Annotated in this window: 24 protein-coding genes; 18 read left to right on the forward strand and 6 right to left on the reverse strand. The window is 72.5% G+C overall.

Features of this window, described 5'->3' with window-relative positions; translation table 11 throughout:
* The first annotated feature begins 5 nt into the window (after positions 1–5).
* From OHA98_RS15475 to OHA98_RS15490, 4 genes are all read left to right on the forward strand, one after another.
* Positions 6–782, forward strand: a complete 777-nt coding sequence (locus OHA98_RS15475) for an urease accessory protein UreF (RefSeq protein ID WP_266926179.1) — start codon at positions 6–8, stop codon at positions 780–782.
* A gap of 29 nt (positions 783–811) precedes the next feature.
* Positions 812–1,432, forward strand: a complete 621-nt coding sequence (gene ureG, locus OHA98_RS15480) for an urease accessory protein UreG (RefSeq protein ID WP_266926180.1) — start codon at positions 812–814, stop codon at positions 1,430–1,432.
* A 1-nt stretch (position 1,433) separates the two neighbouring features.
* Complete coding sequence (locus OHA98_RS15485) at positions 1,434–2,414, forward strand: urease accessory protein UreD (protein WP_266926181.1); 981 nt, start codon at positions 1,434–1,436, stop codon at positions 2,412–2,414.
* 67 nt (positions 2,415–2,481) lie between these two features.
* Positions 2,482–3,831, forward strand: a complete 1,350-nt coding sequence (locus OHA98_RS15490) for an ammonium transporter (RefSeq protein WP_266926183.1) — start codon at positions 2,482–2,484, stop codon at positions 3,829–3,831.
* Between the two features lie 212 nt (positions 3,832–4,043).
* Here the strand turns inward: OHA98_RS15490 and OHA98_RS15495 are convergent, their stop codons facing one another.
* Positions 4,044–5,480: a lipase maturation factor family protein gene (locus OHA98_RS15495; protein ID WP_266926185.1), complete on the reverse strand. Its 1,437-nt coding sequence runs from the start codon at positions 5,478–5,480 to the stop codon at positions 4,044–4,046.
* 22 nt (positions 5,481–5,502) lie between these two features.
* A complete protein-coding gene (locus OHA98_RS15500) occupies positions 5,503–6,012 on the reverse strand; it encodes a DUF1990 family protein (RefSeq protein WP_266926187.1) in 510 nt (169 codons plus the stop codon).
* A 222-nt stretch (positions 6,013–6,234) separates the two neighbouring features.
* Here OHA98_RS15500 and OHA98_RS15505 point away from each other — a divergent pair, with 222 nt between their 5' ends.
* The 11 genes from OHA98_RS15505 (at position 6,235) to OHA98_RS15555 (ending at position 18,348) form a co-directional block, all read left to right on the forward strand.
* Positions 6,235–7,428, forward strand: coding sequence for a DUF6777 domain-containing protein (locus tag OHA98_RS15505; RefSeq protein WP_266926189.1), 1,194 nt, complete (start codon positions 6,235–6,237; stop codon positions 7,426–7,428).
* A gap of 113 nt (positions 7,429–7,541) precedes the next feature.
* Positions 7,542–9,608, forward strand: a complete 2,067-nt coding sequence (locus OHA98_RS15510; protein WP_266926191.1) for a SpoIIE family protein phosphatase — start codon at positions 7,542–7,544, stop codon at positions 9,606–9,608.
* A 192-nt stretch (positions 9,609–9,800) separates the two neighbouring features.
* Positions 9,801–11,180 (forward strand): wax ester/triacylglycerol synthase family O-acyltransferase, encoded by a 1,380-nt coding sequence (locus OHA98_RS15515; protein ID WP_266926193.1) that lies wholly within the window; start codon positions 9,801–9,803, stop codon positions 11,178–11,180.
* 134 nt (positions 11,181–11,314) lie between these two features.
* A complete protein-coding gene (locus tag OHA98_RS15520) occupies positions 11,315–12,310 on the forward strand; it encodes an aldo/keto reductase (RefSeq protein ID WP_266926195.1) in 996 nt (331 codons plus the stop codon).
* A 1-nt stretch (position 12,311) separates the two neighbouring features.
* Entirely contained in the window at positions 12,312–12,623 is a 312-nt protein-coding gene (locus tag OHA98_RS15525; protein WP_266926197.1) for an L-rhamnose mutarotase, read from the forward strand.
* Positions 12,624–12,625: 2 nt separating this feature from the next.
* A complete protein-coding gene (locus OHA98_RS15530; RefSeq protein WP_266926199.1) occupies positions 12,626–13,501 on the forward strand; it encodes an amidohydrolase in 876 nt (291 codons plus the stop codon).
* Between the two features lie 73 nt (positions 13,502–13,574).
* A complete protein-coding gene (locus OHA98_RS15535; RefSeq protein ID WP_266926200.1) occupies positions 13,575–14,435 on the forward strand; it encodes an Fpg/Nei family DNA glycosylase in 861 nt (286 codons plus the stop codon).
* 61 nt (positions 14,436–14,496) lie between these two features.
* Positions 14,497–15,249 (forward strand): LytTR family DNA-binding domain-containing protein, encoded by a 753-nt coding sequence (locus OHA98_RS15540; RefSeq protein WP_266926202.1) that lies wholly within the window; start codon positions 14,497–14,499, stop codon positions 15,247–15,249.
* A 62-nt stretch (positions 15,250–15,311) separates the two neighbouring features.
* Positions 15,312–15,674 carry a hypothetical protein gene (locus tag OHA98_RS15545; RefSeq protein WP_266926203.1) on the forward strand — a complete coding sequence of 121 codons (363 nt, stop codon included), beginning with the start codon at positions 15,312–15,314 and terminating at the stop codon, positions 15,672–15,674.
* A complete protein-coding gene (locus tag OHA98_RS15550; protein ID WP_266926205.1) occupies positions 15,671–17,161 on the forward strand; it encodes a cation acetate symporter in 1,491 nt (496 codons plus the stop codon). Before OHA98_RS15545 ends, OHA98_RS15550 begins: the two co-directional genes overlap by 4 nt.
* Positions 17,158–18,348: a sensor histidine kinase gene (locus OHA98_RS15555; protein WP_266926207.1), complete on the forward strand. Its 1,191-nt coding sequence runs from the start codon at positions 17,158–17,160 to the stop codon at positions 18,346–18,348. Before OHA98_RS15550 ends, OHA98_RS15555 begins: the two co-directional genes overlap by 4 nt.
* A gap of 16 nt (positions 18,349–18,364) precedes the next feature.
* Here OHA98_RS15555 and OHA98_RS15560 read toward each other — a convergent pair whose 3' ends face one another.
* A complete protein-coding gene (locus tag OHA98_RS15560) occupies positions 18,365–18,892 on the reverse strand; it encodes a hypothetical protein (RefSeq protein WP_266926209.1) in 528 nt (175 codons plus the stop codon).
* Positions 18,893–19,003: 111 nt separating this feature from the next.
* Here OHA98_RS15560 and OHA98_RS15565 point away from each other — a divergent pair, with 111 nt between their 5' ends.
* Entirely contained in the window at positions 19,004–19,216 is a 213-nt protein-coding gene (locus OHA98_RS15565) for a zf-HC2 domain-containing protein (RefSeq protein ID WP_266926211.1), read from the forward strand.
* Here the strand turns inward: OHA98_RS15565 and OHA98_RS15570 are convergent.
* The gene (locus OHA98_RS15570) at positions 19,135–19,719 is read right to left on the reverse strand and encodes a sigma-70 family RNA polymerase sigma factor (protein WP_266926213.1); all 585 of its coding nucleotides are present in this window, start codon (positions 19,717–19,719) and stop codon (positions 19,135–19,137) included. The two genes, OHA98_RS15565 and OHA98_RS15570, sit on opposite strands and share 82 nt — an antisense overlap.
* 269 nt (positions 19,720–19,988) lie before the next feature.
* Between OHA98_RS15570 and OHA98_RS15575 the strand changes: the two genes are divergently transcribed.
* Entirely contained in the window at positions 19,989–21,200 is a 1,212-nt protein-coding gene (locus OHA98_RS15575) for a CapA family protein (RefSeq protein WP_266926215.1), read from the forward strand.
* A 39-nt stretch (positions 21,201–21,239) separates the two neighbouring features.
* On the opposite strand, the gene OHA98_RS15580 is transcribed toward OHA98_RS15575, so the two are convergent.
* Positions 21,240–21,701 (reverse strand): universal stress protein, encoded by a 462-nt coding sequence (locus tag OHA98_RS15580; RefSeq protein WP_266926216.1) that lies wholly within the window; start codon positions 21,699–21,701, stop codon positions 21,240–21,242.
* A 165-nt stretch (positions 21,702–21,866) separates the two neighbouring features.
* Here OHA98_RS15580 and OHA98_RS15585 point away from each other — a divergent pair, with 165 nt between their 5' ends.
* On the forward strand, positions 21,867–22,709 hold the full coding sequence (locus OHA98_RS15585; protein WP_266926217.1) for a polysaccharide deacetylase family protein: 843 nt from the start codon (positions 21,867–21,869) through the stop codon (positions 22,707–22,709).
* A 57-nt stretch (positions 22,710–22,766) separates the two neighbouring features.
* On the opposite strand, the gene OHA98_RS15590 is transcribed toward OHA98_RS15585, so the two are convergent.
* Positions 22,767–23,426, reverse strand: coding sequence for a class F sortase (locus OHA98_RS15590; RefSeq protein WP_266926219.1), 660 nt, complete (start codon positions 23,424–23,426; stop codon positions 22,767–22,769).
* Positions 23,427–23,524 lie beyond the last annotated feature (98 nt).

Raw genomic sequence — 23,524 nt, forward strand, 5'->3', positions numbered from 1 at the left:
CCCCGATGTACCTCAACGAGCGCGAGCATCCCGGCCGCCCGGCCGCCCCGGCACCGCCACCCGTGGTGCCGCCGGCCGGGCCCGCCGGGACCGGACCGGACCTCGCGGCGCTGCTGACCGGTCTCCAGCTGACCGATTCGGCCTTCCCGAGCGGCTTCTACACGCTGTCCCACAGCCTGGAGGGATACGCCCACGCGGGGGCCGTCGACGCCGCCACCCTGCCGTCGCTGCTGGAGGACCTGCTGGTGCACGGCGTCGGTCCGGCGGACGCCACCGCCCTCGCCCTCGCCCACCGGGCCGCGGCGTCGGGCGACCTGGACGCGGTGGCGGACATCGACGAGCATCTGTTCGCCACCAAACTGGGCCGGGAGATGCGCCAGGCGTCCACCCGGACCGGGCGGCAGCTCCTCGACCTGGGGGCGGAGGTCTTCGACCGGCCGTCGATCACCGCCTACTTCGACCGGGTCCGGCGCCGGGAGGCGCCCGGCACCCAGGCGGTCGCCGCCGGGGTCATCTACGCCGCGACCGGGGTCCCGGTCCGCCAGGCCGTCGCGGCCGACCTGTTCGCGTTCTGCGCCAGCTTCGCCGGTGCGGCCCTGCGGCTCAGGCTGACCGACCACCGGAAGGCCCAGACCCTGCTGCGGGGAGCCGCACCCGTCATCGAGCGTGTCGTCGAAGAGGCGCTGCGGCGCGAACTCGCCGATGTCGGCGCCACCGTCTTCGCCTCCGACGTCATGTCGGGCCGCCACGAACGCGCCGAGGCGCGCCTCTTCGCCAGCTGACCATCCACCCCACCGGACAAGGGAGCACCATGGACGACAACGTACTGAGGGTCGGCGTCGGCGGACCGGTCGGCTCGGGCAAGACCGCCCTCATCGAGGCGCTGGTGCCCGTGCTCATCGCCCGGGGCCACCGTCCCTCCGTCATCACCAATGACATCTACACCCAGGAGGACGCCCAGCACATCCGCCGCACGCTCGACGGGATCCTGGAACCGGAGCGGGTGGTCGGTGTCGAGACGGGCGCCTGTCCGCACACGGCCGTCCGCGACGACCCGACGATGAATCTGGCGGCGGGTGCCGAGATGCTGGAGCGGTTCCCGGACACCGACACGCTGTTGTACGAGTCCGGCGGCGACAACCTCACACTGACGTTCAGCCCGGCCCTCGTCGATCTCTTCCTGTTCGTCCTGGACACCGCCGAGGGCGAGAAGATGCCGCGTAAGCGGGGCCCCGGTATCACCGATTCCGATCTGCTCGTCATCAACAAGATCGATATCGCGAAGTATGTGCGCACGGACATCGGGATCATGGAGTCCGACGCCCACCGGGTCCGTGACAACCGCCCCGTCGTCCTCACCGACTGTCTCACCGGCATCGGTATCGAGGACATCGCGGGCTATCTGGAATCCCGCCGCAAGGTGCTGATCTGACATGCCGCCCGCCCCCGTACCCCCCATGGCGCCGCGGTCCGCCACGGACCGGCTCGCGCCGGGGTACTACACGGCGGCGCGCGTCCCCCCGGAGGTGGGGGAGCTGGCGTCCCTGCCCGATACGCTCGCCCCCGGCTCACCGGCGAAGGTCGGCATCCTGGACCTGGGCTTCGCCGTCCGGGGCGGGCGCACGGAGCTGGTCGAGCGCTACCAGAAGACGCCGTTGCAGATCATGCGGCCGTTGTGGATCGATCCGGCGCTGCCCGGGATGAGTTACGTGTATCTGATGGCCACCGGCGGCGGGATCGCCCAGGCCGACCGCTACCGGATGGACTTCCGCTGCGGCCCCGGCACCCAGGTGCATCTGACCACCCAGGCGGCGAGCAAGATCTTCCGGATGGAGCACGACTACGCGAGCCAGCGCGTGCACATCACGGCGGCGGAGGGCTCCTACGTCGAATACCTCCCCGACCCGCTGATCCCGTTCAGGGACGCCCGGTTCTACCAGCACACCGACGTGACCGTCGCGCCCGGTGCCACCGTCGTCCTCGGCGACACCGTCACCGCCGGGCGGCTCGCCCGCGGCGAGCGTCACGACTACCGGGTGCTCGCCACGGACCTGCGCATCCGCCGCCCCGACGGCACCCTGCTGGCCATCGACACCCTGCGGCTGGCGCCGGGCGGCGGCCGGGGCCGGGCGGAGGTCCTGGGGCCCGGGGTGTTCGCCGGGCACGATCATGTGGCCTCGCTCTATGTCGTCACCGACCGCAGACCCGCGGCCGAGGTCGCCGACACCCTGCACCACGCACTGGCGGAACGCGGACTGCTGTACGGCGTCAGCGTGCTGCCGCGGGAGTGCGGCGCCTGGGTACGGCTCCTCGACGACAGCCCGGTCCGGGTCGCCGCCGCGAAGGACGCCGCCTGGGACGCCGTACGCCGTCTGCTCACCGGCCACCCGGCCCCCGACCTGCGTAAAGCCTAGTCCGTCTCCGGAAGAACCCGCCCGGCCCACGAACGCTCCCACCCCCTCCCCCACGAGGTGTCCCTCGATGATCACCGCCCCCGCGCCGATGCCCCCCGCGTACGACTCCGGCGACACCGCCTGGCTGCTCGCCTCCACCGCGATGGTGCTGCTGATGACGCCGGGACTGGCGTTCTTCTACGGCGGTATGGTGCGCACCAAACACATCCTGATGATGATCAAGATGAGTTTCGCCGCGCTCGCCTTCGGCACCATCGTCTGGTGGGTGATCGGCTACACACTCGCCTTCGGCCCCGATGTCGGAGGAGCGGGAGTGATCGGCGATCTCGACCATGTGTTCATGCGCGGGATCGAACTGAACACCCTCACCGGTCACATCCCCACGTACGTCTACAGCACCTTCCAGATGGGCTTCGCCATCATCACCGTCGCGCTGATCAGCGGCTCGATCGCCGACCGCGCCACGATGAAGGGCTGGCTCGTCTTCGTCGTCCTGTGGCTGCTCATCGTCTACATCCCGGTCGCGCACTGGGTGTTCGACCAGGACGGCTGGATCGTGAAGCATCTGGGGGCACTCGACTTCGCCGGCGGTCTGCCGGTGGAGCTGAATTCCGGTGTCGCGGGGCTCGCGGTGGCACTGGTACTGCGCGCACCGCGCGACTTCGCACGCCGCGAGGAGCAGCCGAACAACATCCCGCTCGTCGTCGTCGGTGTCGCACTCCTCTGGTTCGGGTGGTTCGGCTTCAACTCCGGCTCCGCGCTCTCCGACCAGGGCACCGCGGCGGCCGCCTTCCTGAACACCCAGCTCGGCGCGGCGGGTGCCATGGTCATTTGGCCGCTGGTGGAGAGGTGGCGCACCGGCCGGGTCACCACCATGGGTGTCGTCTCCTCCGCCGTCGCGGGCATGGTCGCCATCACCCCGGCCTGCGGGGAGATCAACACCCTCGGAGCCGTCATCACCGGTCTGGTCGTCGGCGCCGTCTGCGCCTTCGCCATCACGCTGAAGTACCGCTTCGGCGTGGACGACACCCTGGACGTCGTCGGTGTGCACGGGGTGGGCGGTCTGATCGGTCTGATCATGGTCGGGCTGTTCGCCACCGCGCGGATCAGCGGCAAGGAGGGGCTGTTCTACGGCGGCGGCTGGGGGCTGCTGGGCAAGCAGCTCGTCGCCATCGTCTCGGTGATCGCGTTCTCCTTCGTCCTCACCTGGATCATCGCGAAGGCGGTGGACCTGACCGTCGGATTCCGTGCCCGCGACGAGTACGGCAGTGTGCCGGGCGAAGAGGTGGAGCGGGCCTACGACTTCCGGACCGCCGAGCGGCTGGGCGCGCTGGTCCAGGGCAGGGAAGGCACCAGCGACTCCGAACTCGTGGAGCAGATCGGCCGGTTGCTGAAGTCCCGCGAGGATGCCAAGTAGCGCGGACGGCCGAGCGCCCGGAAGCGGGCGGCAGGGGACCGGGAGCGCGTGTCCGGGCCGGTGGCAGGCCCCGGCCCGGACGCGTCATGTCGTCGGCGACCGGATGACGCTCCTCGGGGACGACCGGCCGCTCAGCCGGCGCACCACGGGCGGCCCACTCGTGATCGATGTGCCCGCGGCGGCGCGCCGGACGGGGGAGCGCGCCTGGGTGTTCACGGTCGCCTGGTCGTCCTGCGCGGCACCGGCCGGGCCATCGGCCGCATGAACTCCCGTACGTAGGTCCGGTGCCACCAGCGTCCGGTGGCCCGCAGTTCGCGCCAGTCGGTGTACCGGTAGTGGTACACCCTGGCGCGGACGTGCGCGGGCGGTGTGCCGGGGAACGGATTGTGCCGCAGCAGCCGGAGCGTGTCGCGGTCGTTCCTCAGGAGCCGCTCGGCGAACGGCCCGAACCACGGACGGGCGTAGGCGGGGGAGAGGGCCGCGAACCACATCATCCAGTCGAGCCGCAGGTGATAGGGGGCGAACTGCCGTGCCGCACGGCGCGGATCGCCCGGCTTGCCGCGGAAGCCGTACTCCCGCCAGTGCGCCCCGTCGTGGGCGACCGGATCGGCCGTCCCCTCCACCACGACTTCGAGCCGGAGCCTGCTGATGCTGCCGAACGCCCCGTAGGTATTGACCAGATGCAGGGGATCGAAGGACCGGTTCATCACCTGACGGCGGGAGAGCAGATTGCGCGCCGGGCGGTAGCTGAGGACCAGGATCAGCGCGGTGACCGCGATGACGGCCACCTCGTACCAGAGCGGCGGCGCCGACAGCGCGGGAGGCCGGCCGCCGATCGGACGCCAGTCGACCGCGGAGAGGGCGAGAGTGATCGTCAGCCAGTTCAGCCAGGCGAAGTTCCCGGACAGGACCAGCCACAGCTGGGTGATGACCATCAGCCCCGCGGCCGCGCTCGCCACCGGCTGCGGGGTGAACAGGAGGAAGGGGACCAGAAGCTGGGTGACATGGTTGGCGGCCGCCTCGACCCTGTGCACCGGTCTCGGCAGACGGTGGAAGAACCAGCTCAGCGGCCCCGGCATCGGCTGGGTCTCGTGGTGGAAGTCCAGACAGGTCAGCCGCCGCCAGCACGCGTCGCCCCGGATCTTGATGAGCCCGGCACCGAACTCCACCCGGAAGAGCAGCCAGCGCAGCAGCCACAGCACCAGCACCGGCGGCGTGGTGTCCCCGGTACCGAGAAAGACGGCGAGGAACCCCGTCTCCAGCAGCAGGGACTCCCAGCCGAAGCCGTACCAGACCTGGCCGACCTGGACGATCGACAGGTACAGCACCCATGGCAGAGCCCAGAGCAGCATCCCGCCCCACAGCGGAAGGTGTCCGTCGAGTCCGGCGATCAGGGCCACCGAGATGGCGCAGCCGCTCCAGGCGACGGCGGCGAAGAACCGGTCGGAGTAGTGGAGCCGGAAGAGACCGGGAGCCTCCCGCCAGTGAGTGCGCCGCAGCAGCTCCGGTACGGGCAGCATGCCGCGCTCGCCGATCAGCGCACGGAACTGGAGCGCGGCGGCGAGGAAGGCGACCAGATAGACCACGGCCAGTGCCCGCTGGAAGATCAGCCTGCTGAGCCAGTAGCCGTCTGCGGTGAACCACTCCATCCCTCCCAGTATCGGCCAGGGTTCAGCTCACGGCCACGATTCGGCGCAGGGTCCGGCCCAGCCTCCGCGCGTACCAGAGCTGTACGGGCGGCACGAGCGGCCCGGCGAGCCGGGCGTACCAGCTCGCCGGGCGGGAGAACGCCATGACCGTGAACCAGACCGTGCCGTCGTCCGCCAGATCCACCACGAAACACTCCTCGCCGCGTTCGGGATGCCGCTCCAGCGTCCCGTAGCCGAAGCCGGTGCGGTCCTTCTCGTACGCGGTCCAGACCACCTCGCACGGGGCGGTGAACCGGACGGGGCCGAGCCCCAGCGACACCTGGACGCCGCCGCCCGCCTCCGCCCGTGCCGCCGAGGCGTTCACCCGGGCGCCCGAGGTGCGGTGCATCCGCCACTCCGTGACCGCGGCGCCCGCGGCCCGGAAGTCGGACCGGCCCCGGCCCACCCGGGTGCGGTGGTGGAGATGGTGGTAGCCGCTCGGGAGCGGGCCGAGCCGGGTGGCCCCGACCTCCGGGTAGGTGAACGTCGTCATGCGGTCCCGCCTTCCGGGTGGGCGGCGCCCCGGACACGGCGCCGGGCAGCCCCTTTGAACATGTTCAACAGCTGGGTCGAGAGTAGGGCTTTCCTTGAACGCGTTCAAGACGCTGGGTGGTACGTCGTGTGCGCCATGTGCCCCATGCCGGCTTGCGGGCGGGCGTGACGTGCCCAAGAGATGGGAGTCGCCCATCCGCCCGATGTGAACAGGCAGGTCGACGTGGCCAGACAGACTGACACAGGCCGGCAGGCGCCGCCCGGTCCGGCCTCCCGGCATCTGCGGCGCGCGATGCTCGCCGCGCTGTCCGCCGGAGTCCTGTTCGCCGCGGGCTGCGGCGACGGCGGCGACGGGGCGGCGCGCGGTACCCCCGGCACCGCCGAGGCCGCGGAGGTCCTTCTCCAGCCGGTGGCGGTGGCGGGACCGGCTCCGTTCACCGGGTCGACGGCGAGGCCCGCGCCCGCGCCGTCCGTCACCGCGAAGTCGACCGCCAGGCCCCCGGGCGACGTCCGGAGGGCGCGGGCCGTGTCCGGGGCGGCCCCGGGACTCTACGGCGGCACCCGCTCCGCCGCGGCCTGCGACGTCGAACAGCAGATCCGCTTCCTGACCACCGACCGGGCCAAGGGGCGCGCCTTCGCCGGGGCCGCGGGCATCGAGCCGGTACAGATCCCCGGGTACCTGAGATCGCTGACCCCCGTCGTTCTGCGGGCCGATGTCCAGGTGACCAGCCACGGCTACGAGGCGGGCGCGGCCACCAGCTTCCAGTCCCTGCTCCAGTCGGGCACCGCCGTCATGGTCGACAGCAGGGGCCTGCCGCGGGTCCGCTGCGCCTGCGGCAACCCGCTGGACCCGCCCGTCGTCGCGAAGGGCCGGGTCGCGCACCGCGGCGAGCCCTGGGCGGGCCACGACCCGTCCCGGGTCACGGTCATCCGCTCCAGCGCGCAGGTGATCACCCATCTGGTCATCGTCGATGTCGCGGACAACACCTGGATCGAGCGGCCCATGGGTGACGGCGGAGGCCGGGACAAGGTTCCGGACGTCCCGCCGCCGTTCGAGCCGGGCGACGACATCCTGCCACCGTCGCGCCCGGCGGACCCGTCCGGTTCCGCCGACCCCACGCCCTCCGGCGGGACGGGGCGTACGGACTGTCCGGCGCCGGCCCGGCCGGGCCGTGACGCAGGGACCGCGGCACCCACGGGATGCCCGACGGGCGGTGACGGCGACCCGGACCGGGACCCCGTGACGCCCGGCATGCCCACGGACACCCCCACCGACCTGCCGCCCGACGGCCCCGGTGACCCCGACCCCGGCCACCCGGCCGATCCCGTCCACCCGGACGGGTACCCGGACGGACCGGCCCCGGTCCTTCCCGACGGACCCGCCGAGCCGGCCGCCCCCGAGCCCTTCGCGGGCTGAGCGGGGCCGGGTGCGGGTGCGGGGCGGGTGCGGCGGCGGGCTGCGGGCGAGGGTGGGGAGCAGGGGCGTGGGAACGCTCGAAGAATCGGACAAATGATGGCAGAGTGACCCACATGGATGATCGGGTAGCGGGTGCCCTGTCACTCCCCGACGACTGGCCCGCCCACCCGGACCTCAGCCTCGCCCTGAACCGTATGGGCAGCTTCGACTGGGATCTGGACAGCGGCCTGATGCACATGGACCGGCCCGCCCTCGACGTGTTCGACCTGAGCCCCGAGGAGTACGACGACCGGCCGGAGTCGCTCGCCGTGCGCGTACCGACGGACGAGGGCATCCGGCTGGACAGCATGGTCTCGCAGGCGCTGAAGAGCGGGTCCGCCAACTACGGCGTGTACTTCCGTATCCAGCGGCGCGACGGGACCCTGCGCTGGACCCATACCCAGGGCTTCGTCCGGCGGGACCCCACCGGCCGGCCCCGTCGCATCATCGGAATCGTCCGCGACGCCACCCAGGAGCTGGCCGACTCGACCGCCCGGCTGGAAGTGGACCAGGACCGCCGGCGCCGCACCAGTCTGGTGGAGGGCACCACGGCGGCCCTGGCGCACGCCCGTACCGTCAAGGACGTCATCGACGTGCTCAACAACTCCCAGGGGCTCGCGCACCTCGGTGCGACCAGCCTCGTCGTGGGGCTGCTGGAGGCGGGGCGCATCCATCTCGTGGCCGACGGGCCCGACGGGGCGTATGTGCCGGGCACCCGGTACACCCGGACGGACGAGCCGTACCCCATGAGTGAGGTGGTCCGCACGCTCACGCCGCGCTTCATCGAGTCCGCCGAGGACTTCGCCGCCTCGTACCCCCTCCTGTGGCCCAGCATCAGCCACCTCGGCATCACCTCCGCCGCCTATCTGCCACTGATCGCCCAGGCCCGCCCGATCGGCGCCCTCGGGCTGCTCTACGGGGACAAGGAGGGCTTCACCGCCGATGAACGCAATCTGATGGTGGCGCTCGGCAGCTCGATCGCGCAGAGCCTCCAGCGCGCGATGCTCTACGAGCAGGAGCACGACCTCGCCGAGGGGCTCCAGCAGGCGATGCTGCCGCGCCGTATCCCCGAGGTGCCCGGGGCGCAGGTCGCCGTCCGCTACCGCTCGGCCCGCCTGGCGCGCGACATCGGCGGCGACTGGTACGACATCATTCCGCTGCCCGGCGGCCGGGTCGGCGCCGTCATCGGAGACGTACAGGGCCATGACACCCACGCGGCGGCCGTCATGGGGCAGCTCCGGATCGTGCTGCGCGCCTACGCGGCCGAGGGGCACAGCCCGGCCACCGTGATGGCGCGGGCCTCCGTCTTCCTCCATGAGCTCGACACCGACCGGTTCGCCACCTGCAGTTACGCCGAGGCCGATCTGACCACCGGAGTCGTGCAACTGGTCCGGGCCGGGCACGTCGACCCGCTGGTGCGGGACGCGGACGGCAGCTGCCGCAGACTGCCGGTCGAGGGCGGGCTGCCGCTCGGCCTCTCGGCCGAGTTCGGCCGGCTGGAGTACCCGGTCAGCACCGTCGAGCTGGACCCCGGCCAGACGCTGGTGCTCTACACCGACGGCCTGGTGGAAATGCCGGGTACCGATCTGGACGAGGGCATGCAGCTGCTGACCGCCATGGTGACGAACGGCCCGCAGCACCTGCAGACGCTGGCCGACCAGCTCTGCGAAGCCGTCGACGAACGGGGCGGCGAGGACGATGTCGCGGTGCTGCTCCTGCGCCGCAGGGCCGCCGACGCACCGCAGCCCGGCGGCCGGCTCCAGCAGCACGTCGCGCAGAACGACCCGGAGGCGCTGAGCTCCTCCCGGCACATGCTCAGGGCGGCGGTACGGGCATGGGGTGCCAAGGACCGCGCGGACGAGATCGAACTGGCCGCCGACGAGCTGATCACCAACGCGCTGATGCACACCGACGGCGGGGCCATCGTCACGATCCGGGTCCTCGCCGGGCCCGAGCGGCGGCTGCGCGTCGATGTCGAGGACCGCTCCAGCGCTCTGCCGCGGCGCAGGGACGCGGGGGAGTCGGGAGTCTCCGGGCGCGGCCTGATGCTCGTGGACCGGCTGGCCGACGTCTGGGGCGTGGAGTCCCGGGGCAACGGCAAGTGCGTGTGGTGCGAGTTCCTCATCCCTGAGCGGCTGTGAGGCGGCGTCCCGTGAGCCGCTGAGGCACCTCGCCCAAGAGGCCCGGCCCGCGTGCGCGTGACGGGTCCCCGGCGGAGAATGATCCGTACTGCAAGGTAACAATACGTAACAAGTCTGTCCTTGACCGTAATCGACCGCAAGGGATTGACTGCGGCCGTACGGCGGTTCTGCCTTCGATGACATGAGGACCCGTTGGGCACCGAGCTTCTGGCCCCTCTCGATCTGGCTTTCTGGCACTTCGAATCCGCGTCCCACCCGATGCATCTCGGCGCGCTCGCCGTCTTCTCGCCGTCCCCCGGCGTCACCCCGCAGGACATCCTGGGGCTGCTCGGCGACCGGGCCGCCGCGATTCCCCGGCTGAGGATGTGCGTACGGGACGTGCTGCTGCCGGTCGGCGGCTGCGCCTGGGCCGTGGACAAGAACTTCGATGTCCACCGCCACGTCAGGCGGCTGGTCCTGGCCGAGGGCGACTTCATGGAGCAGACGACCCGGCTGGCCGGGGAGCTGATGGAGCAGCCGCTCGGAAGGGGGCTGCCGCCCTGGCGGATGTACCTCATCGGGGGTGCCGGCGGCGGGCCGTTCGCCGTACTGGTGAAGCTGCACCACGCGCTCGCCGACGGGATGCGCGCCGTCGCCATCGGCGCCGGGATCTTCGACGAGATCGCGGCCGTCACCGGCGGCCGGGGCGCGGCCCGCCGCGCCCCCGTACCGCCGCGCTCGTGGCTGCCGGACCCCCGTGACGTGGTGGGTACGGCGCTGGGGCGGATCGGTGAGGTCGGCCGGGCGCTCGGCGTGGGAGCCTCCGTCGTCCGGGCGGGGCGCTTCGGTCCGCGGGGTGCGACCGCGCTCACCGCGCCCTCCAGCGGCACCCGGCGGATCGCCACCGCGGAGCTCGACGCCGCCGCGGTCCGACGGATCCGCCGGGCCGAGGGCGGCACGGCCAACGACGTCCTGCTCGCCGTGGTGGCCGGGGCGCTGCGGCGCTGGATGCTGGAGCGAGGCGAGCCGCTGCCCGCCGGTGATCCGCGTGCCCTGGTGCCCGTCTCCCGGCGGCGGCCGGGCGGTGCGGCGGTGACCGGCAACCTGCTCTCCGGATACCTCCTCGGCCTGCCGGTCGGCGAGTCCGACGGCCGTGAGCGGCTTCGCGCGGTCCGCACCGCCATGGACCGCAACAAGGCGGCGGGACCGCTGAAGGGCGCGGGCGCCGTCGCCGTACTCGCCGATCGGCTGCCGCCCCTGGCCCACCGGCTCGGGGCGCCGCTGGCCGCCGGTGCCGCGCGGATGCTGTTCGACGTTCTGGTGACCAGCGTGCCGCTGCCGCGCTCCGCGCTCTCGCTCGGCGGCTGCCCCCTGCGCGCGCTCTACCCGATGGCCCCGCTGGCCCGGGGGCAGTCCCTCGCCGTGGCGCTGTCCACCTACGGAGGGCGGGTGCAGGTCGGGCTGGTGGCCGACGGCAAGGCGCTCTCGGACCTCGACCGGCTGGCGGCCGCGGTCCAGGAGGAGTTCGGGGAGCTGTACGCGCTGACGGTCACCTCGCGGACCGCGGCGCTCGGCGGCGGGGAAAGCGCGTGATAGGTCGGACAGATCGCTGAAGATCTGTCCGCATTCCTGGTGATGGCTCCTGCCGGGAGTGTTGACGCGCCCAAGTGATCCGATGAATATTCGCTCTGTACATCAAAGTGATCATCGGGGAGGGCGGCGGATCCATGCGGCGCAACAGGCTCGGACGCAGTGCGGTCGAGATCACCGAACTGTCCTTCGGGGCAGCGGCCATCGGCAATCTCTTCACCGCAGTCACCCCGGAACAGGCCGCTGCCGCCGTCGACGCGGCCTGGGACGAGGGCATCCGCTACTTCGACACCGCGCCGCACTACGGCCTCGGCCTCTCAGAACGGCGGCTCGGCGAAGCCCTGCGCACCCGGCCCCGCGACGCGTACACGGTCTCGACCAAGGTGGGGCGGATCCTCGAACCGCTGCCCGCGGGTGACAGGCCCGCCGGCGACGGGCTCTCCGAAGGGTTCGCCGTACCCGCCACCCACCGGCGCCGCTGGGACTTCAGCGCCGACGGCGTCCGCCGGAGCATCGAGGACAGCCTCGAACGGCTCGGCCTCGACCGCGTCGACATCGTCTATCTGCACGACCCCGACGACCACGGGGAAGCGGCGTTCCGCGAGGCGTACCCGGAGCTGGAGCGGCTGCGCGCCGAGGGCGTCGTCGGGGCGATCGGCGCCGGGATGAACCAGACCGCCATGCTCACCCGGTTCCTGCGCGACACCGACGTCGACACCGTCCTGTGCGCGGGCCGCTACACCCTTCTCGACCGGAGCGCCCTGACCGCCCTGCTGCCCGAGGCCGCCGCCCGCGGCAGGAGCGTCGTCGTCGGCGGCGTCTTCAACTCCGGACTCCTCGCCGACCCGCGCCCCGGCGCGCGGTACGACTACGCCGCCGCCCCTCCGGCCCTGCTCGACCGGGCCCTGCGGATGAGGGCCGTCGCCGAGGGGCACGGTGTGCCGCTGCGCGCCGCGGCCCTGCACTTCCCCCTCGCCCACCCCGCCGTCGCCGGAGTGCTCGTCGGTACGCGTTCCCCGGACGAGGTCCACGACGCCGCCGCCCTGCTGCGCGGCGGCATCCCGGACGGGCTCTGGGACGACCTGCGCGCCGAAGGACTGCTGATGACGGACGGACACGAGGACGGGAACTGACATGAGGGTCGCTCTGCACACCAAGGTCCGCGCCGACCGCATCGAGGAGTACGAGGCCGCGCACCGCGAAGTCCCGGCGGAACTCACCCGCGCCATCAGGGCGGCGGGCGCCACCTCCTGGACCATCTGGCGAAGCGGCACCGATCTCTTCCACCTCGTCGAGTGCGCGGACTACGCCCGGCTCCTGGCGGAACTGGAGCAGCTCCCCGTCAACGTCGCCTGGCAGGCCCGGATGGACCAGCTGCTCGACGTCTCCCACGACTACTCGGCGGACGGCGCCGGGGCCGGACTGCCCGTCGCCTGGGAGCTGTGAGCATGACCGCTCCCGTACCCCCCGCGCTTCCCCTGCCTGCGGTCGACTCCCACCACCACGTCTGGGACCTCGCCGTGCGTGACCAGGACTGGATCACCGGCGAGGAACTGGCCCCCATCCGGCGCACCTTCACCCTCGCCGACCTGGAACCCGAGGCCCGCGCCGCGGGGGTGTACGCCACCGTCCTCGTGCAGACCGTCACCGTCGCCGAGGAGACCCCCGAATTCCTCGCCCTCGCCGACGGCAGCGACCTGGTCGCGGGCGTCGTCGGCTGGAGCGACCTCACCGACCCCGGGATCGCCGGCACCCTCGCAGCCCTGCGCGCCCTGCCCGGCGGCGACCGCCTCGTCGGCCTGCGCCACCAGGTCCAGGGCGAACCCGACCCCGAGTGGCTGCTGCGGCCCGACGTGCTGCGCGGGCTCGCCGCCGTCGCCGACGCCGGACTCGTCTACGACCTCATCCTCCGGCCGCACCAGCTGCCCGCCGCCACGAGGGCCGCCGAACTGCTCCCCGCACTCACCTTCGTACTCGACCACGGGGGCAAACCGCCCATCGCCGCCCGGCGCGTCCACCCGTGGTCCGAGGACCTCGGGGCCCTGGCAGCCCTCCCCAACACCGTCTGCAAGCTCTCCGGTCTGGTCACCGAGGCCGACCCGCGCACCTGGACGGTCCAGGACCTGCGCCCGTACACCGCCACGCTCCTGGACGCCTTCGGACCGGACCGGCTGATGTTCGGCTCGGACTGGCCGGTGTGCCGCCTCGCGGCGGGGTACGCGGAGGTCGTCGACACCGCACACACACTCACCTCCCACCTCACCGAGGACGAGCGGCGGGCCGTGTTCGCGGGGACCGCCACCCGCGTCTACGGACTCGGCTGACCCGTCCACGGCCGCAGCCGCCCGGCCGCCGCTGGAGAGGCACCCGTCACCGGCCTGCGGCAGGCTGGGGGACATGCCCGAACTGCCGGAAGTCGAAGCCCTGCGGGTCTTCCTCGACGACCACCTCGTCGGCAAGGAGATCGCCCGCGTCCTGCCGCTCGCGATCAGCGTCCTCAAGACGTACGACCCACCGCTGACCGCCCTGACCGGCGGCACCGTCACCGCCGTGGACCGGCACGGCAAGTTCCTGGACATCGAGGTGGGGCCGCTGCACCTGGTCACCCATCTCGCGCGGGCCGGCTGGCTCCGGTGGCAGGACAGCTTCCCGGCCACGCCGCCCCGGCCCGGGAAGGGCCCCCTCGCGCTGCGCACCGTCCTGAGCGGCGGCGACGGCTTCGACCTCACCGAGATGGGCACCACCAAACGCCTCTCCGTCCACCTGGTGCACGATCCCGCCGAGATCCCCGGCGTCGCCCGTCTGGGGCCCGACCCGCTCGCCGGCTCCTTCGACCGTGACACGTTCGCGGCCCTGCTCGGCGGGGAACGCCGCCGGATCAAGGGCGCCCTGCGCGACCAGTCCCTCATCGCGGGCATCGGCAACGCCTACAGCGACGAGATCCTGCACGTCGCGAAGATGTCCCCGTTCAAACCCACCACCGGCCTCGGCGAGGACGACATCACCCGGCTGTACACCGCGCTGCGCACCACCCTCGGCGATGCCGTCGCCCGCTCCAGCGGACTCACCGCCGGAAAGCTCAAGGCCGAGAAGAAGAGCGGCATGCGGGTCCACGGCCGCACCGGCCTGCCCTGCCCGGTCTGCGGCGACACCATCCTCGAAGTCTCCTTCCGCGACTCCTCCCTCCAGTACTGCCCCACCTGCCAGACCGGCGGCAGACCGCTCGCCGACCGCCGGCTGTCCAGGCTCCTCAAATAGCGGGAAGAAGCCCGTCAGCACTCGTGCCGACACCGCCCCGCAGCACCTACACTCCGGCCTCATGCTGCGCGTACTCGCCGTCGACGACGAACAACCCGCCCTGGAGGAACTCCTCTACCTCCTGCGCGCCGATCCCCGCATCCGCAGCGCCGAGGGCGCGGGCGGAGCCACCGAGGCGCTGCGCCGCATCGGCGGCGCCGTGGACGCGGGCCCCGAGGACCCGAACGCCATCGACGTCGTCTTCCTCGACATCCACATGGCGGGCCTCACCGGACTCGACGTCGCCCAGCTGCTGGCCGGATTCGCCGCGCCCCCGCTCATCGTCTTCGTCACCGCCCACGAGGGCTTCGCCGTCCACGCCTTCGACCTGAAGGCCGTCGACTACGTCCTCAAGCCCGTCCGCCGCGAACGACTCGCCGAAGCCGTGCGGCGCGTCGCCGAACAGGTCCAGGACCGCTCCGCACCCGTCCACGACATCGCCGCGGACCAGATCCCGGTCGAACTCGGCGGCGTCATACGCTTCGTCCCCGTCGACGACATCGCGTACGCCGAGGCGCAGGGCGACTACGCCCGGCTGCACACCGCCACCGGCAGCCATCTCGTGCGCATCCCGCTGACCACCCTGGAGGAACGCTGGCGCTCCCGAGGCTTCGTCCGTATCCACCGCCGGCATCTCGTGGCGCTCGGCCGCATCGACGAACTCCGGCTGGACGCCGGCAGCATGAGTGTGCGCATCGGAGACGCCGAGCTGGCCGTCAGCCGCCGCCACACCCGCTCCCTGCGCGATCTCCTGATGCGCCAGACCAGCCGCTGACCTGGACCTCCGCGGCCGGAGACCTTCCCAGCGGGACAGGGCCGCGCCTACACTCCCAGCTCATGTCCGCAGAGCCCACCCCCCGGCGCGAAGTGGTCACGGGGGAGCCTCGGCGGGTCCGTCCGCTGCCCCGCTACCGCACCCAGTCGGAGATCGACGAGCAGACCGCCCTCGGCGGTGCCTATGTGCGCTCGCTGATGCGCAGCCAGCTCCGTGCCGCGATCACCGCCTTCGCGGTGCTCGCCCTCGTCGCGGGGACCCTGCCGCTCGTCTTCGCCGCGCTCAGGAGTTCCGCGCTCGTCTGGGCGGTGCTCGGCTTCGCCGCCTACCCGCCGCTCACCCTGACCGCCTGGTGGTACGTCCGCCGGGCCGAACGCAACGAGCGCGACTTCGCCAGGCTCGTGGAAGGCCGCCCCGCACCGTGAGCGAACCCGACCACATGGCGTCGTGGGCGGCGGTCGCTCTCGTCGTCCTCGCCACCGTCCTCGTCGGCGGATTCGGGCTGCGCATCTCCCGCACCACGTCCGACTTCTATGTCGCCTCACGCACCGTACGGCCCCGCCTCAACGCCGCCGCGATCAGCGGTGAGTACCTCTCCGCCGCCTCCTTCCTCGGCGTCGCGGGCCTGGTCCTCGTGCACGGCCCCGACATGCTCTGGTACCCGGTCGGATACACCGCCGGGTATCTCGTGCTCCTGGTGTTCGTCGCCGCGCCGCTGCGCCGCTCGGGGGCGTACACCCTGCCCGACTTCGCCGAAGGACGGCTCGAATCGCGGCAGGTGCGCCGACTGGTCAGCGTGTTCGTGGTCGGCGCGGGCTGGCTGTACCTCGTGCCGCAGCTCCAGGGCGCCGGGCTCACCCTGAAGATCCTGACCGGTGCGCCCGGCTGGCTCGGTGATGTCCTCGTCGCCTCCGTCGTGGTGATAGCGGTCGCGGCGGGCGGCATGCGCTCCATCACCTTCGTCCAGGTGTTCCAGTACTGGCTGAAACTCACCGCGCTCCTCGTCCCCGCGGTCTTCCTCGTACTGGCCTGGCGCGGCGACGGTCAGCCGCGGGTCTCCTTCGGCGATCAGCTCCCGGTCTTCCGCGCCGACCACCCGCTGTACGCGACCTACGGGCTGATCGTGGCGACGTTCCTCGGCACCATGGGGCTGCCCCATGTCGTGGTCCGCTTCTACACCAGCCCCAACGGCCGCGACGCCCGCCGCACCACGGTCGCCGTGCTCGCGCTGGTCGGCGCGTTCTATCTGCTGCCGCCCGTCTACGGTGCGCTGGGCAGGCTGTACGCCCCCGAACTCCGGCACGGCGGGGACGCGGACGCCGCGGTGCTGCTGCTGCCCGCCCGGGTCATCGGCGGGCTCGGCGGCGATCTGCTCGGCGCGCTGATCGCGGGCGGCGCCTTCGCCGCGTTCCTGTCCACCGCCTCGGGGCTCACCATGGCCGTCGCCGGCGTCATCACCCAGGACGTCCTGCCCTCGCGCGGCGTACGGCACTTCAGGCTGGCCACCGTGCTCGCCATCGCGGTCCCGCTGGGCGGTTCGCTGCTGGTCAGCCGGGTGCCGGTGGCCGATGCGGTGGGCATGGCCTTCGCGGTGTCCGCGTCCTCCTTCTGCCCGCTGCTCGTCCTCGGCATCTGGTGGCGCCGGCTCACCCCGCCCGGAGCGGTGGCCGGACTGCTGCTCGGGGGCGGCTCGGCGCTGCTGGCGGTCGCCATCACGGTCAGCGGTGCGGTGCGGCCGCCCGGCTGGCCGCACGCGCTGCTCGCCTGGCCCGCCGTGTGGTCCGTGCCGGTCGGCTTCCTCGCGATGATCCTGGTCTCGCTCGCCACCCCGGGCCGGATACCCCCGGGCACCAACGCCGCCATGACCCGCTTCCATCTGCCGGAAGCGCTCACCTCCGGGAGGGAGCGATGACCGGGGCGGGGATCGCCGTACTCGCCGTGCTGGCGGCGCTGCTGACCGGTGCGGGCTTCCTGCTCGGGCGCCGCACGGCCCGCCCCGTACGCCCCAGCGACGTCGGCACGCCCGTCGAGCACGCCACGTTCGAGACCCTGCACACCGCCTCCCTCGCGGCGCCGCCGCTGCGGGCAGGTCTCACCGAGGAGAGCGCCCGCCGGTCGGCCCGCCGGCTGCGCTCGCTGCTGGGCACCGACGCGCTCTGCCTCACCGACCGCGACCGGGTCCTGGTCTGGGACGGCGCGGGACACCACCACGGCAAGGACGTGATGGACCACGTCCGGGGCCTGCTGGACAGCGGCCGCGACACCGCCTTCCACAGCGGCTGCGGCGACATCGACTGCCCGCTGCGATGGGCCGTCGCCGTCCCGCTCACCGTCGACCACCGGGTCCTGGGCGCGCTGGTCGCCTACGCGCCGCGCGAGTCGGCGGTACTGGCCAGGGCCGCGGGAGAGGTGGCGCGCTGGGTCTGCGTCCAGCTGGAACTCGCCGAGCTGGACCGCTCCCGCACCCAGCTCATCGAGGCGGAGATCAAGGCCCTGCGCGCCCAGATCTCCCCGCACTTCCTCTTCAACTCACTCGCCGCGATAGCCTCGTTCGTCCGCACCGACCCGGAGCAGGCACGCGAACTGCTGCTGGAGTTCGCCGACTTCACCCGCTACTCGTTCCGCCGCCACGGCGAGTTCACCACCCTGGCCGACGAACTGCACTCCATCGACCAGTATCTGGCGCTGGTCCGGGCCCGTTTCGGTGAACGCCTCGCGGTCACCCTCCAGGTCGCACCCGAAGTGCTGCCGGTCGCTCTGCCGTTCCTGTGTCTCCAGCCGCTCGTCGAGAACGCCGTCAAGCACGGGCTCGAAGGCGCCGCCACGACCAGCCGCATCACCATCAGCGCCCTGGACGCCGGTTCCGAGGCCGAGGTCGTCATCGAGGACGACGGCACCGGCATGGACCCCGGCCGGCTGCGACAGATCCTGCGCGGCGAGGGCGGCGCGTCCAGCGGCATCGGACTCCTCAACGTCGACGAGCGGCTGCGGCAGGTGTACGGCGACGACTACGGGCTCGTCATCGAGACCGGTGTCGGCGCGGGTATGAGGATCACGCTGCGGCTGCCCAAGTACCGTGCCGGGGTGCATGGTTCATGACCCGGCGCGCGGGCGTTCAGCAGAGGTGGACGGCCAGGTGCCCGAGCGGCAGCCCGAGCTGCCACGCCGGTGTCCAGACCTGGGCCTCCGCTTCACCGGTCCTGTCCGCCCGCTCCGCCCGGCCGGCTCCGTGACCCGGTGGCTCCCGGTGCGGCGGCGTGATCGCGTCGAGGTCCGCGGCGAGCATCTCGGTCTCCTCCAGCCACCGCCAGGCCGCCCGCGCGAGCGCCAGATCGGGGTCGCCGGGTGCGGACCGCGCCGCCGCGCCCGCCAGCCGCTCGCAGACCCATCGGCGCCAGGGCGCCCCGCACGCGGTGAGCAGCCGCAGTTCGTCCACCCGCGCCTCGGACAGGGCACCGGCCGCCGCCCCGTCCGAGAGGAAGATCGTCAGCGCGAGCGCGTCGCGCCCCGCGCGGAACTCCAGCGTCGCCGGCTCCATCAGGTCGCCGGTCCTCAGCAGCTCGTCGGCCATGTACTCCGTGGACAGCCAGGCCATCGGGACCGGCAGCCCGCCACCGGTCCCCTCGTCACGTTCCGGACGCATTCCGTCCCGCCTCTCTCCCCGCTCGGCACCGGGCTCCACCGAGCATTGAACCGGGGGCGGGTGCCCCGCGTGGGCAGAAGAGCAGGATCGTTGAGGAGATACGAGGTTGTGATGACCGCCGACCCCGGCGATGACCCGCATGTGCGCCAGTCGCTCGGCGCGTACGTCCTGGACGCCCTGGACGAGGACGAGGCGCGCCGGGTCTCCGGACACCTCCAGCGCTGCGACGGATGTGCCGCGGTCTATGTGGAGCTGGCGGAGGCCTCGGCCCTGCTCGCGCTGCTCGGTGAGGAGGACCTGTCCCCGGGGCCGCCCGCCCCGTAACCGGGCAGGCCGCGCGACAGCAGCCGCAGCGCGTAGTACGAGCGGGACTTGACGGTGCCCGGCGGGATGCCGAGCACCTTCGCCGTCTCGCCCACGCTGAGTCCCCGGAAGTAGATCTGCACCAGCACCGCACGGTGCTCGGGGCTGAGGGTGCGCACGGCCTCCCGTACGTCGAGGGCGCGGACCGCCGAGTCGGCCGTGTCCTGCGGTGCCGGGGCACTCTCCAGGACGGCGTCGCTCACCTCGACGGGGCGGGCACCGCGCGACCTGCGGGCGTCGATGGCGAGCCGGCGTCCGACGGTGAAGAGCCACGGGCGCATCGAGTCGAAGGGCGCGTCGAACGCCTCCGGATGCTGCCAGGCGCGTACCAGGGTCTCCTGGAGCAGGTCCTCGGCACGCTGCCGGTCGCCGAACGTGAGGCCGAGCAGAAAGTGGAACAGTGCGGGGCCGTGCTCGCGCTGCAACTCCGCGATGGCCCGCTCATCGGTCGTTGTCGTGGTCATCGTGAACGTCCTTTCCCGCGAAGGCCTCTGCCGCCTCGCTGCCGCCTGCCGTATACGAACGCATCGGGGCGCTGAGCAACAGGCGGTACGCCGAGGCGTGCGACGAGCGGTCGCACAGTGCGGCGAATGGTGCGGTGAACGGTCGCGGGGCCGTCGGGTGCGAACAGTACGGCCGGTTCAGCTACTTACGCGGCTTTGCTCCTTGAATGAGTTGTATGACTATCTCTTTATTCGGAAGGTCTAAATCTTCCGACTGTGGAGCCGCGCAGATGACGAAGCGCATCCGAAGGGGCGCGACGGCCGCCGTCGCCGTGCTGTTCGCCGCGGCGGCCGGCTGTACGGGCCCGCAGCCCCCGCCGGCCGGGGAGCGCGGGCCGCGGCCCGCCGGTTCCCCGGCCGCCCGGGGTGCGGGGGGCGAGGAAACCGGCGGGCCGGGCGCCTTCACGCTGCTGGCCTCCGGCGACGTACTCCCGCACTCCTCCGTCATCGAGCGGGCCGCCGCCGACGCGGGCGGCCGCGGCCACGACTTCGCCCCGATGCTCGAAGGTGTCGCCCCGGTCGTCTCCCGGGCCGATCTGGCCCTCTGTCACATGGAGACGGTGTACGGGCCCGCCGGCGGACCGTTCAGCGGCTATCCGAGCTTCACCTCGCCGCCCGAGATCGCCACCGCGCTGCGCTCGACCGGATTCGACTCCTGCTCGACCGCCTCCAACCACAGCCTGGACGACGGCACGGAAGGCATCCGCCGCACCCTGGACGCCCTGGACAGGGCGGGCGTGCGGCACGCCGGTTCCGCCCGCACCGCCGCGGAGGCCGCCCGCCCCGTACTGCTGAACGCGGGGCCGGGGAAGCGGGCGGCCACGGTCGCCCACCTCGCGTACACCTACGGCACCAACGGCATCCCGTCGCCCGCCGGCCGGCCCTGGGCGGTCAACGTGACCGACGGGCGCAGGATCGTCGCCGATGCCCGAGCCGCCCGCCGCGCGGGCGCCGACGTGGTCGTCCTGTCCGTGCACTGGGGCACCGAGTGGCAGGACGAACCCGACGGGGAACAGCTCGCACTCGCCGAGCGGCTCACCGCGTCCGCGTCGGCCGGCCGCCCCGACCTCGACCTGATCATCGGCACCCACGCCCATGTGCCGCAGGCCTACGAGAAGGTCAACGGCACCTGGGTCGTCTACGGCATGGGCGACCAGATCGCCGGAGAGATGATCAACTACGAGGGTGAGCGGGATCCGCGCGGCAACCAGGGCTCCATGGCGCGCTTCACCTTCGCGCCGCCCGGGAAACCCGGGCAGCGCTGGACGGTGGAGAAGGCCGAATTCATCCCCCAGTGGTACGACCCCGAAGCCGGTCGTGTCATCGATCTCAACGCGGCCATCGGCGACGGGAACAACGGTCTGCGGGAGGTCCGCGACCGCATCCGCACCGTGGTGCTGGGCCGGGGAGCGGGCCGGGACGGCCTGGTCATGGGGAAGTAGGCGGCGCGGACCCGTACGCCGGGCACCGCGGGCCGGCCCCTACGGCACCACGGTGACCGGCCAGCGCCCGGCCTTCACCAGCCGTACCGCCACCGACCCGATGAAACGGTGCCCCGCCGACTCCGACGCGCCCACCACCACGGCGTCCGCCCGCAGCTCGTCAGCCGCCGTCACGAGCCCGTTGTAGGGATCACCGCGGAAGGTGTGGAACTCCCAGCGCACATCCCATATGTCCTTGAGCCGCTCCGTGGCCGCCCGGATCTCGCTGACCAGCCCCTCGGCGACCTCGACGGTGGTGTCCCCGACCGGCGCGCCGAGCGCGGCACCCGCGGGCATCACGGGCTGGACGTACACGAGGGCGAGCATGGCGTTCTGCCGACGGGCGAGCCCGGCCGCGTAGGCCGCGGCGCGCATGGAGGAGTCGGACCCGTCGAGACCGGCGACGATCACCTTGGGACCGTCTGTGCCACGTTCGAACTGATGGGGGTTCTGGTCTGTCACGGGACAGAGGTTATCGGCTGATACGGAGGAAGCTGCTCCGGGTGTCCCCGGCACGGTGAGCGGTCCCGCCGGGCGCCGCCGACCTGCTGCGTCGATCGGGTGCAAAACCACCGGCACCCGGTGTCGCACGCACGCTCGCACGCTCGGGCGTGCGAGCAGTTGGCCATGAGACGTGATCAGACCTCACCCGGGCGCCGCACCGCTCTGAAACTCGCCCTGGGCTTCGGGGCCGCCACCGCCGTACACCTGATCGCGGCCGATCAGGCCGCCACACCGGTCCGTCCCGCGGGCACTCGGGCCACCGCCGCCGCCGGTCCGCCGGCGAAACCGCGGGGGAGACCCTCCGCCTACCGGCTGCAGCCGATGACCGGGAGCGCGCCGCCCCGGTTCAGACCGGCGGCACCGCCGGTACGCACCCGGCCGTTCGAGGCGCTGCCCGCCCTCGGGCACTCCATGGTGCTCAGCTTCGACGACGGCCCCGACCCCCGGTACACGCCGGACATCCTGGCCACGCTGCGCGCACACCGGGTTCGCGCGATGTTCTTCGTCTGCGGCGAGATGGCCGACGACAACCGGGACCTGCTGCGGGAAATGGCGGCGGACGGCCATGTCGTGGGCAACCACACCTGGACCCACCCGTTGGTCCCGAAACTCTCCCGGCCGGGCATCCGCGACGAACTGGGCCGCACGAGCGAAGTGATCGAGAGGACGCTCGGCGCCCCGCCGCTCTGGTACCGGGCGCCCTACGGAGCGTGGAACCGCGACTCGTTCGAGATCGGCGCCGAGCTGGGCATGGAGCCGATGGCCTGGACCGTGGACACACTGGACTGGACGACGCCGGGCACCGGAACCGTCGTGCGCCGGGTCCTGGACGGAGCCGCGCCCGGGGTGGTGGTCCTCTCGCACGACGCGGGCGGCAACCGGTCGCAGAGCGTCGCCGCGCTCCGCCGCTATCTGCCCGCGCTGCTCGACGACGGCTACCGGATCACCGTGCCGCACCGCGACTGACGGTGGGACGGCGGGGGCGCGGCCGCCGTACTCCCGGCGGGCGCGCTCCCGCGCCCCTCAGCGGGTCTCGACCAGCCGGGCGAAGACGACCACGTTCCCGTCGTACCCGCCCGCCCTGGAGTAGCCGCCGCCGCAGGTGATCACCCGGAGCTCCGCGTGGCCCGTGTCGCCGTACACCCGGGCGCCGGGGAAGTCGTTCTTGGAGAACACCTCCACGCCGTACACCTCGAACACTCCGATCCGGCCGTCGTAGCGGGTCACCTCGACCTGCTTGCCCTTGGCGAGCGAGCCGAGCCCGTAGAAGACGGCGGGCCCGGACTTGTTGTCGACATGGCCGACCACGACGGCGGTTCCGCGCTGACCGGGAGCGATCCCGTTCTGGTACCAGCCCGCCAGGTTGGGGTCCTCCGGGGGCGGCGCGGCGATCCAGCCGTTCGCGTCCAGATTCACATCGATGACGGGTGCGTCGACATCGATGGACGGGATCTGGACCCGGGCGGCGGGGGCATACGGCAGGGTCTGCACCGGCTCGCCCTCCACGGGCGGACCCGCGGTGTCCTGCCCCTTGTCCAGGGAGGCGGCCGCTGCGGGCTGGGGCGGGCCCGCCGTGATGTCCGCGCCGTTCCTCATGAGGGCGAGGCCGGTGAGCATCACCAGGGCGACAGCGCCCCAGGGCACGCGTCTGGTGCGCTCGGCCCCCGAGTAGTCCCGGCCCATGGTTCTCCCTTCGTCGCGACGAGGGGAACGTTAGGTGCCGTGCGGCGGGGCGGCGATCAGAGAGGGGCGAACGGGTGGCGGCACCCGCCGGCCCACCG

It is taken from the genome of Streptomyces sp. NBC_00654 (assembly GCF_026341775.1).
Classification (GTDB): domain Bacteria; phylum Actinomycetota; class Actinomycetes; order Streptomycetales; family Streptomycetaceae; genus Streptomyces.

Bases quoted from the DNA above. Each gene is read 5' to 3' on its own strand.
- OHA98_RS15475 (WP_266926179.1), top strand. From the start codon at position 6: ATGTACCTCAACGAGCGCGAGCATCCCGGCCGCCCGGCCGCCCCGGCA.
- ureG (WP_266926180.1), top strand. From the start codon at position 812: ATGGACGACAACGTACTGAGGGTCGGCGTCGGCGGACCGGTCGGCTCG.
- OHA98_RS15485 (WP_266926181.1), top strand. From the start codon at position 1,434: ATGCCGCCCGCCCCCGTACCCCCCATGGCGCCGCGGTCCGCCACGGAC.
- OHA98_RS15490 (WP_266926183.1), top strand. From the start codon at position 2,482: ATGATCACCGCCCCCGCGCCGATGCCCCCCGCGTACGACTCCGGCGAC.
- OHA98_RS15495 (WP_266926185.1), bottom strand. From the start codon at position 5,480: ATGGAGTGGTTCACCGCAGACGGCTACTGGCTCAGCAGGCTGATCTTC.
- OHA98_RS15500 (WP_266926187.1), bottom strand. From the start codon at position 6,012: ATGACGACGTTCACCTACCCGGAGGTCGGGGCCACCCGGCTCGGCCCG.
- OHA98_RS15510 (WP_266926191.1), top strand. From the start codon at position 7,542: ATGGATGATCGGGTAGCGGGTGCCCTGTCACTCCCCGACGACTGGCCC.
- OHA98_RS15520 (WP_266926195.1), top strand. From the start codon at position 11,315: ATGCGGCGCAACAGGCTCGGACGCAGTGCGGTCGAGATCACCGAACTG.
- OHA98_RS15525 (WP_266926197.1), top strand. From the start codon at position 12,312: ATGAGGGTCGCTCTGCACACCAAGGTCCGCGCCGACCGCATCGAGGAG.
- OHA98_RS15530 (WP_266926199.1), top strand. From the start codon at position 12,626: ATGACCGCTCCCGTACCCCCCGCGCTTCCCCTGCCTGCGGTCGACTCC.
- OHA98_RS15535 (WP_266926200.1), top strand. From the start codon at position 13,575: ATGCCCGAACTGCCGGAAGTCGAAGCCCTGCGGGTCTTCCTCGACGAC.
- OHA98_RS15540 (WP_266926202.1), top strand. From the start codon at position 14,497: ATGCTGCGCGTACTCGCCGTCGACGACGAACAACCCGCCCTGGAGGAA.
- OHA98_RS15545 (WP_266926203.1), top strand. From the start codon at position 15,312: ATGTCCGCAGAGCCCACCCCCCGGCGCGAAGTGGTCACGGGGGAGCCT.
- OHA98_RS15555 (WP_266926207.1), top strand. From the start codon at position 17,158: ATGACCGGGGCGGGGATCGCCGTACTCGCCGTGCTGGCGGCGCTGCTG.
- OHA98_RS15560 (WP_266926209.1), bottom strand. From the start codon at position 18,892: ATGCGTCCGGAACGTGACGAGGGGACCGGTGGCGGGCTGCCGGTCCCG.
- OHA98_RS15565 (WP_266926211.1), top strand. From the start codon at position 19,004: ATGACCGCCGACCCCGGCGATGACCCGCATGTGCGCCAGTCGCTCGGC.
- OHA98_RS15570 (WP_266926213.1), bottom strand. From the start codon at position 19,719: ATGACCACGACAACGACCGATGAGCGGGCCATCGCGGAGTTGCAGCGC.
- OHA98_RS15575 (WP_266926215.1), top strand. From the start codon at position 19,989: ATGACGAAGCGCATCCGAAGGGGCGCGACGGCCGCCGTCGCCGTGCTG.
- OHA98_RS15585 (WP_266926217.1), top strand. From the start codon at position 21,867: ATGAGACGTGATCAGACCTCACCCGGGCGCCGCACCGCTCTGAAACTC.
- OHA98_RS15590 (WP_266926219.1), bottom strand. From the start codon at position 23,426: ATGGGCCGGGACTACTCGGGGGCCGAGCGCACCAGACGCGTGCCCTGG.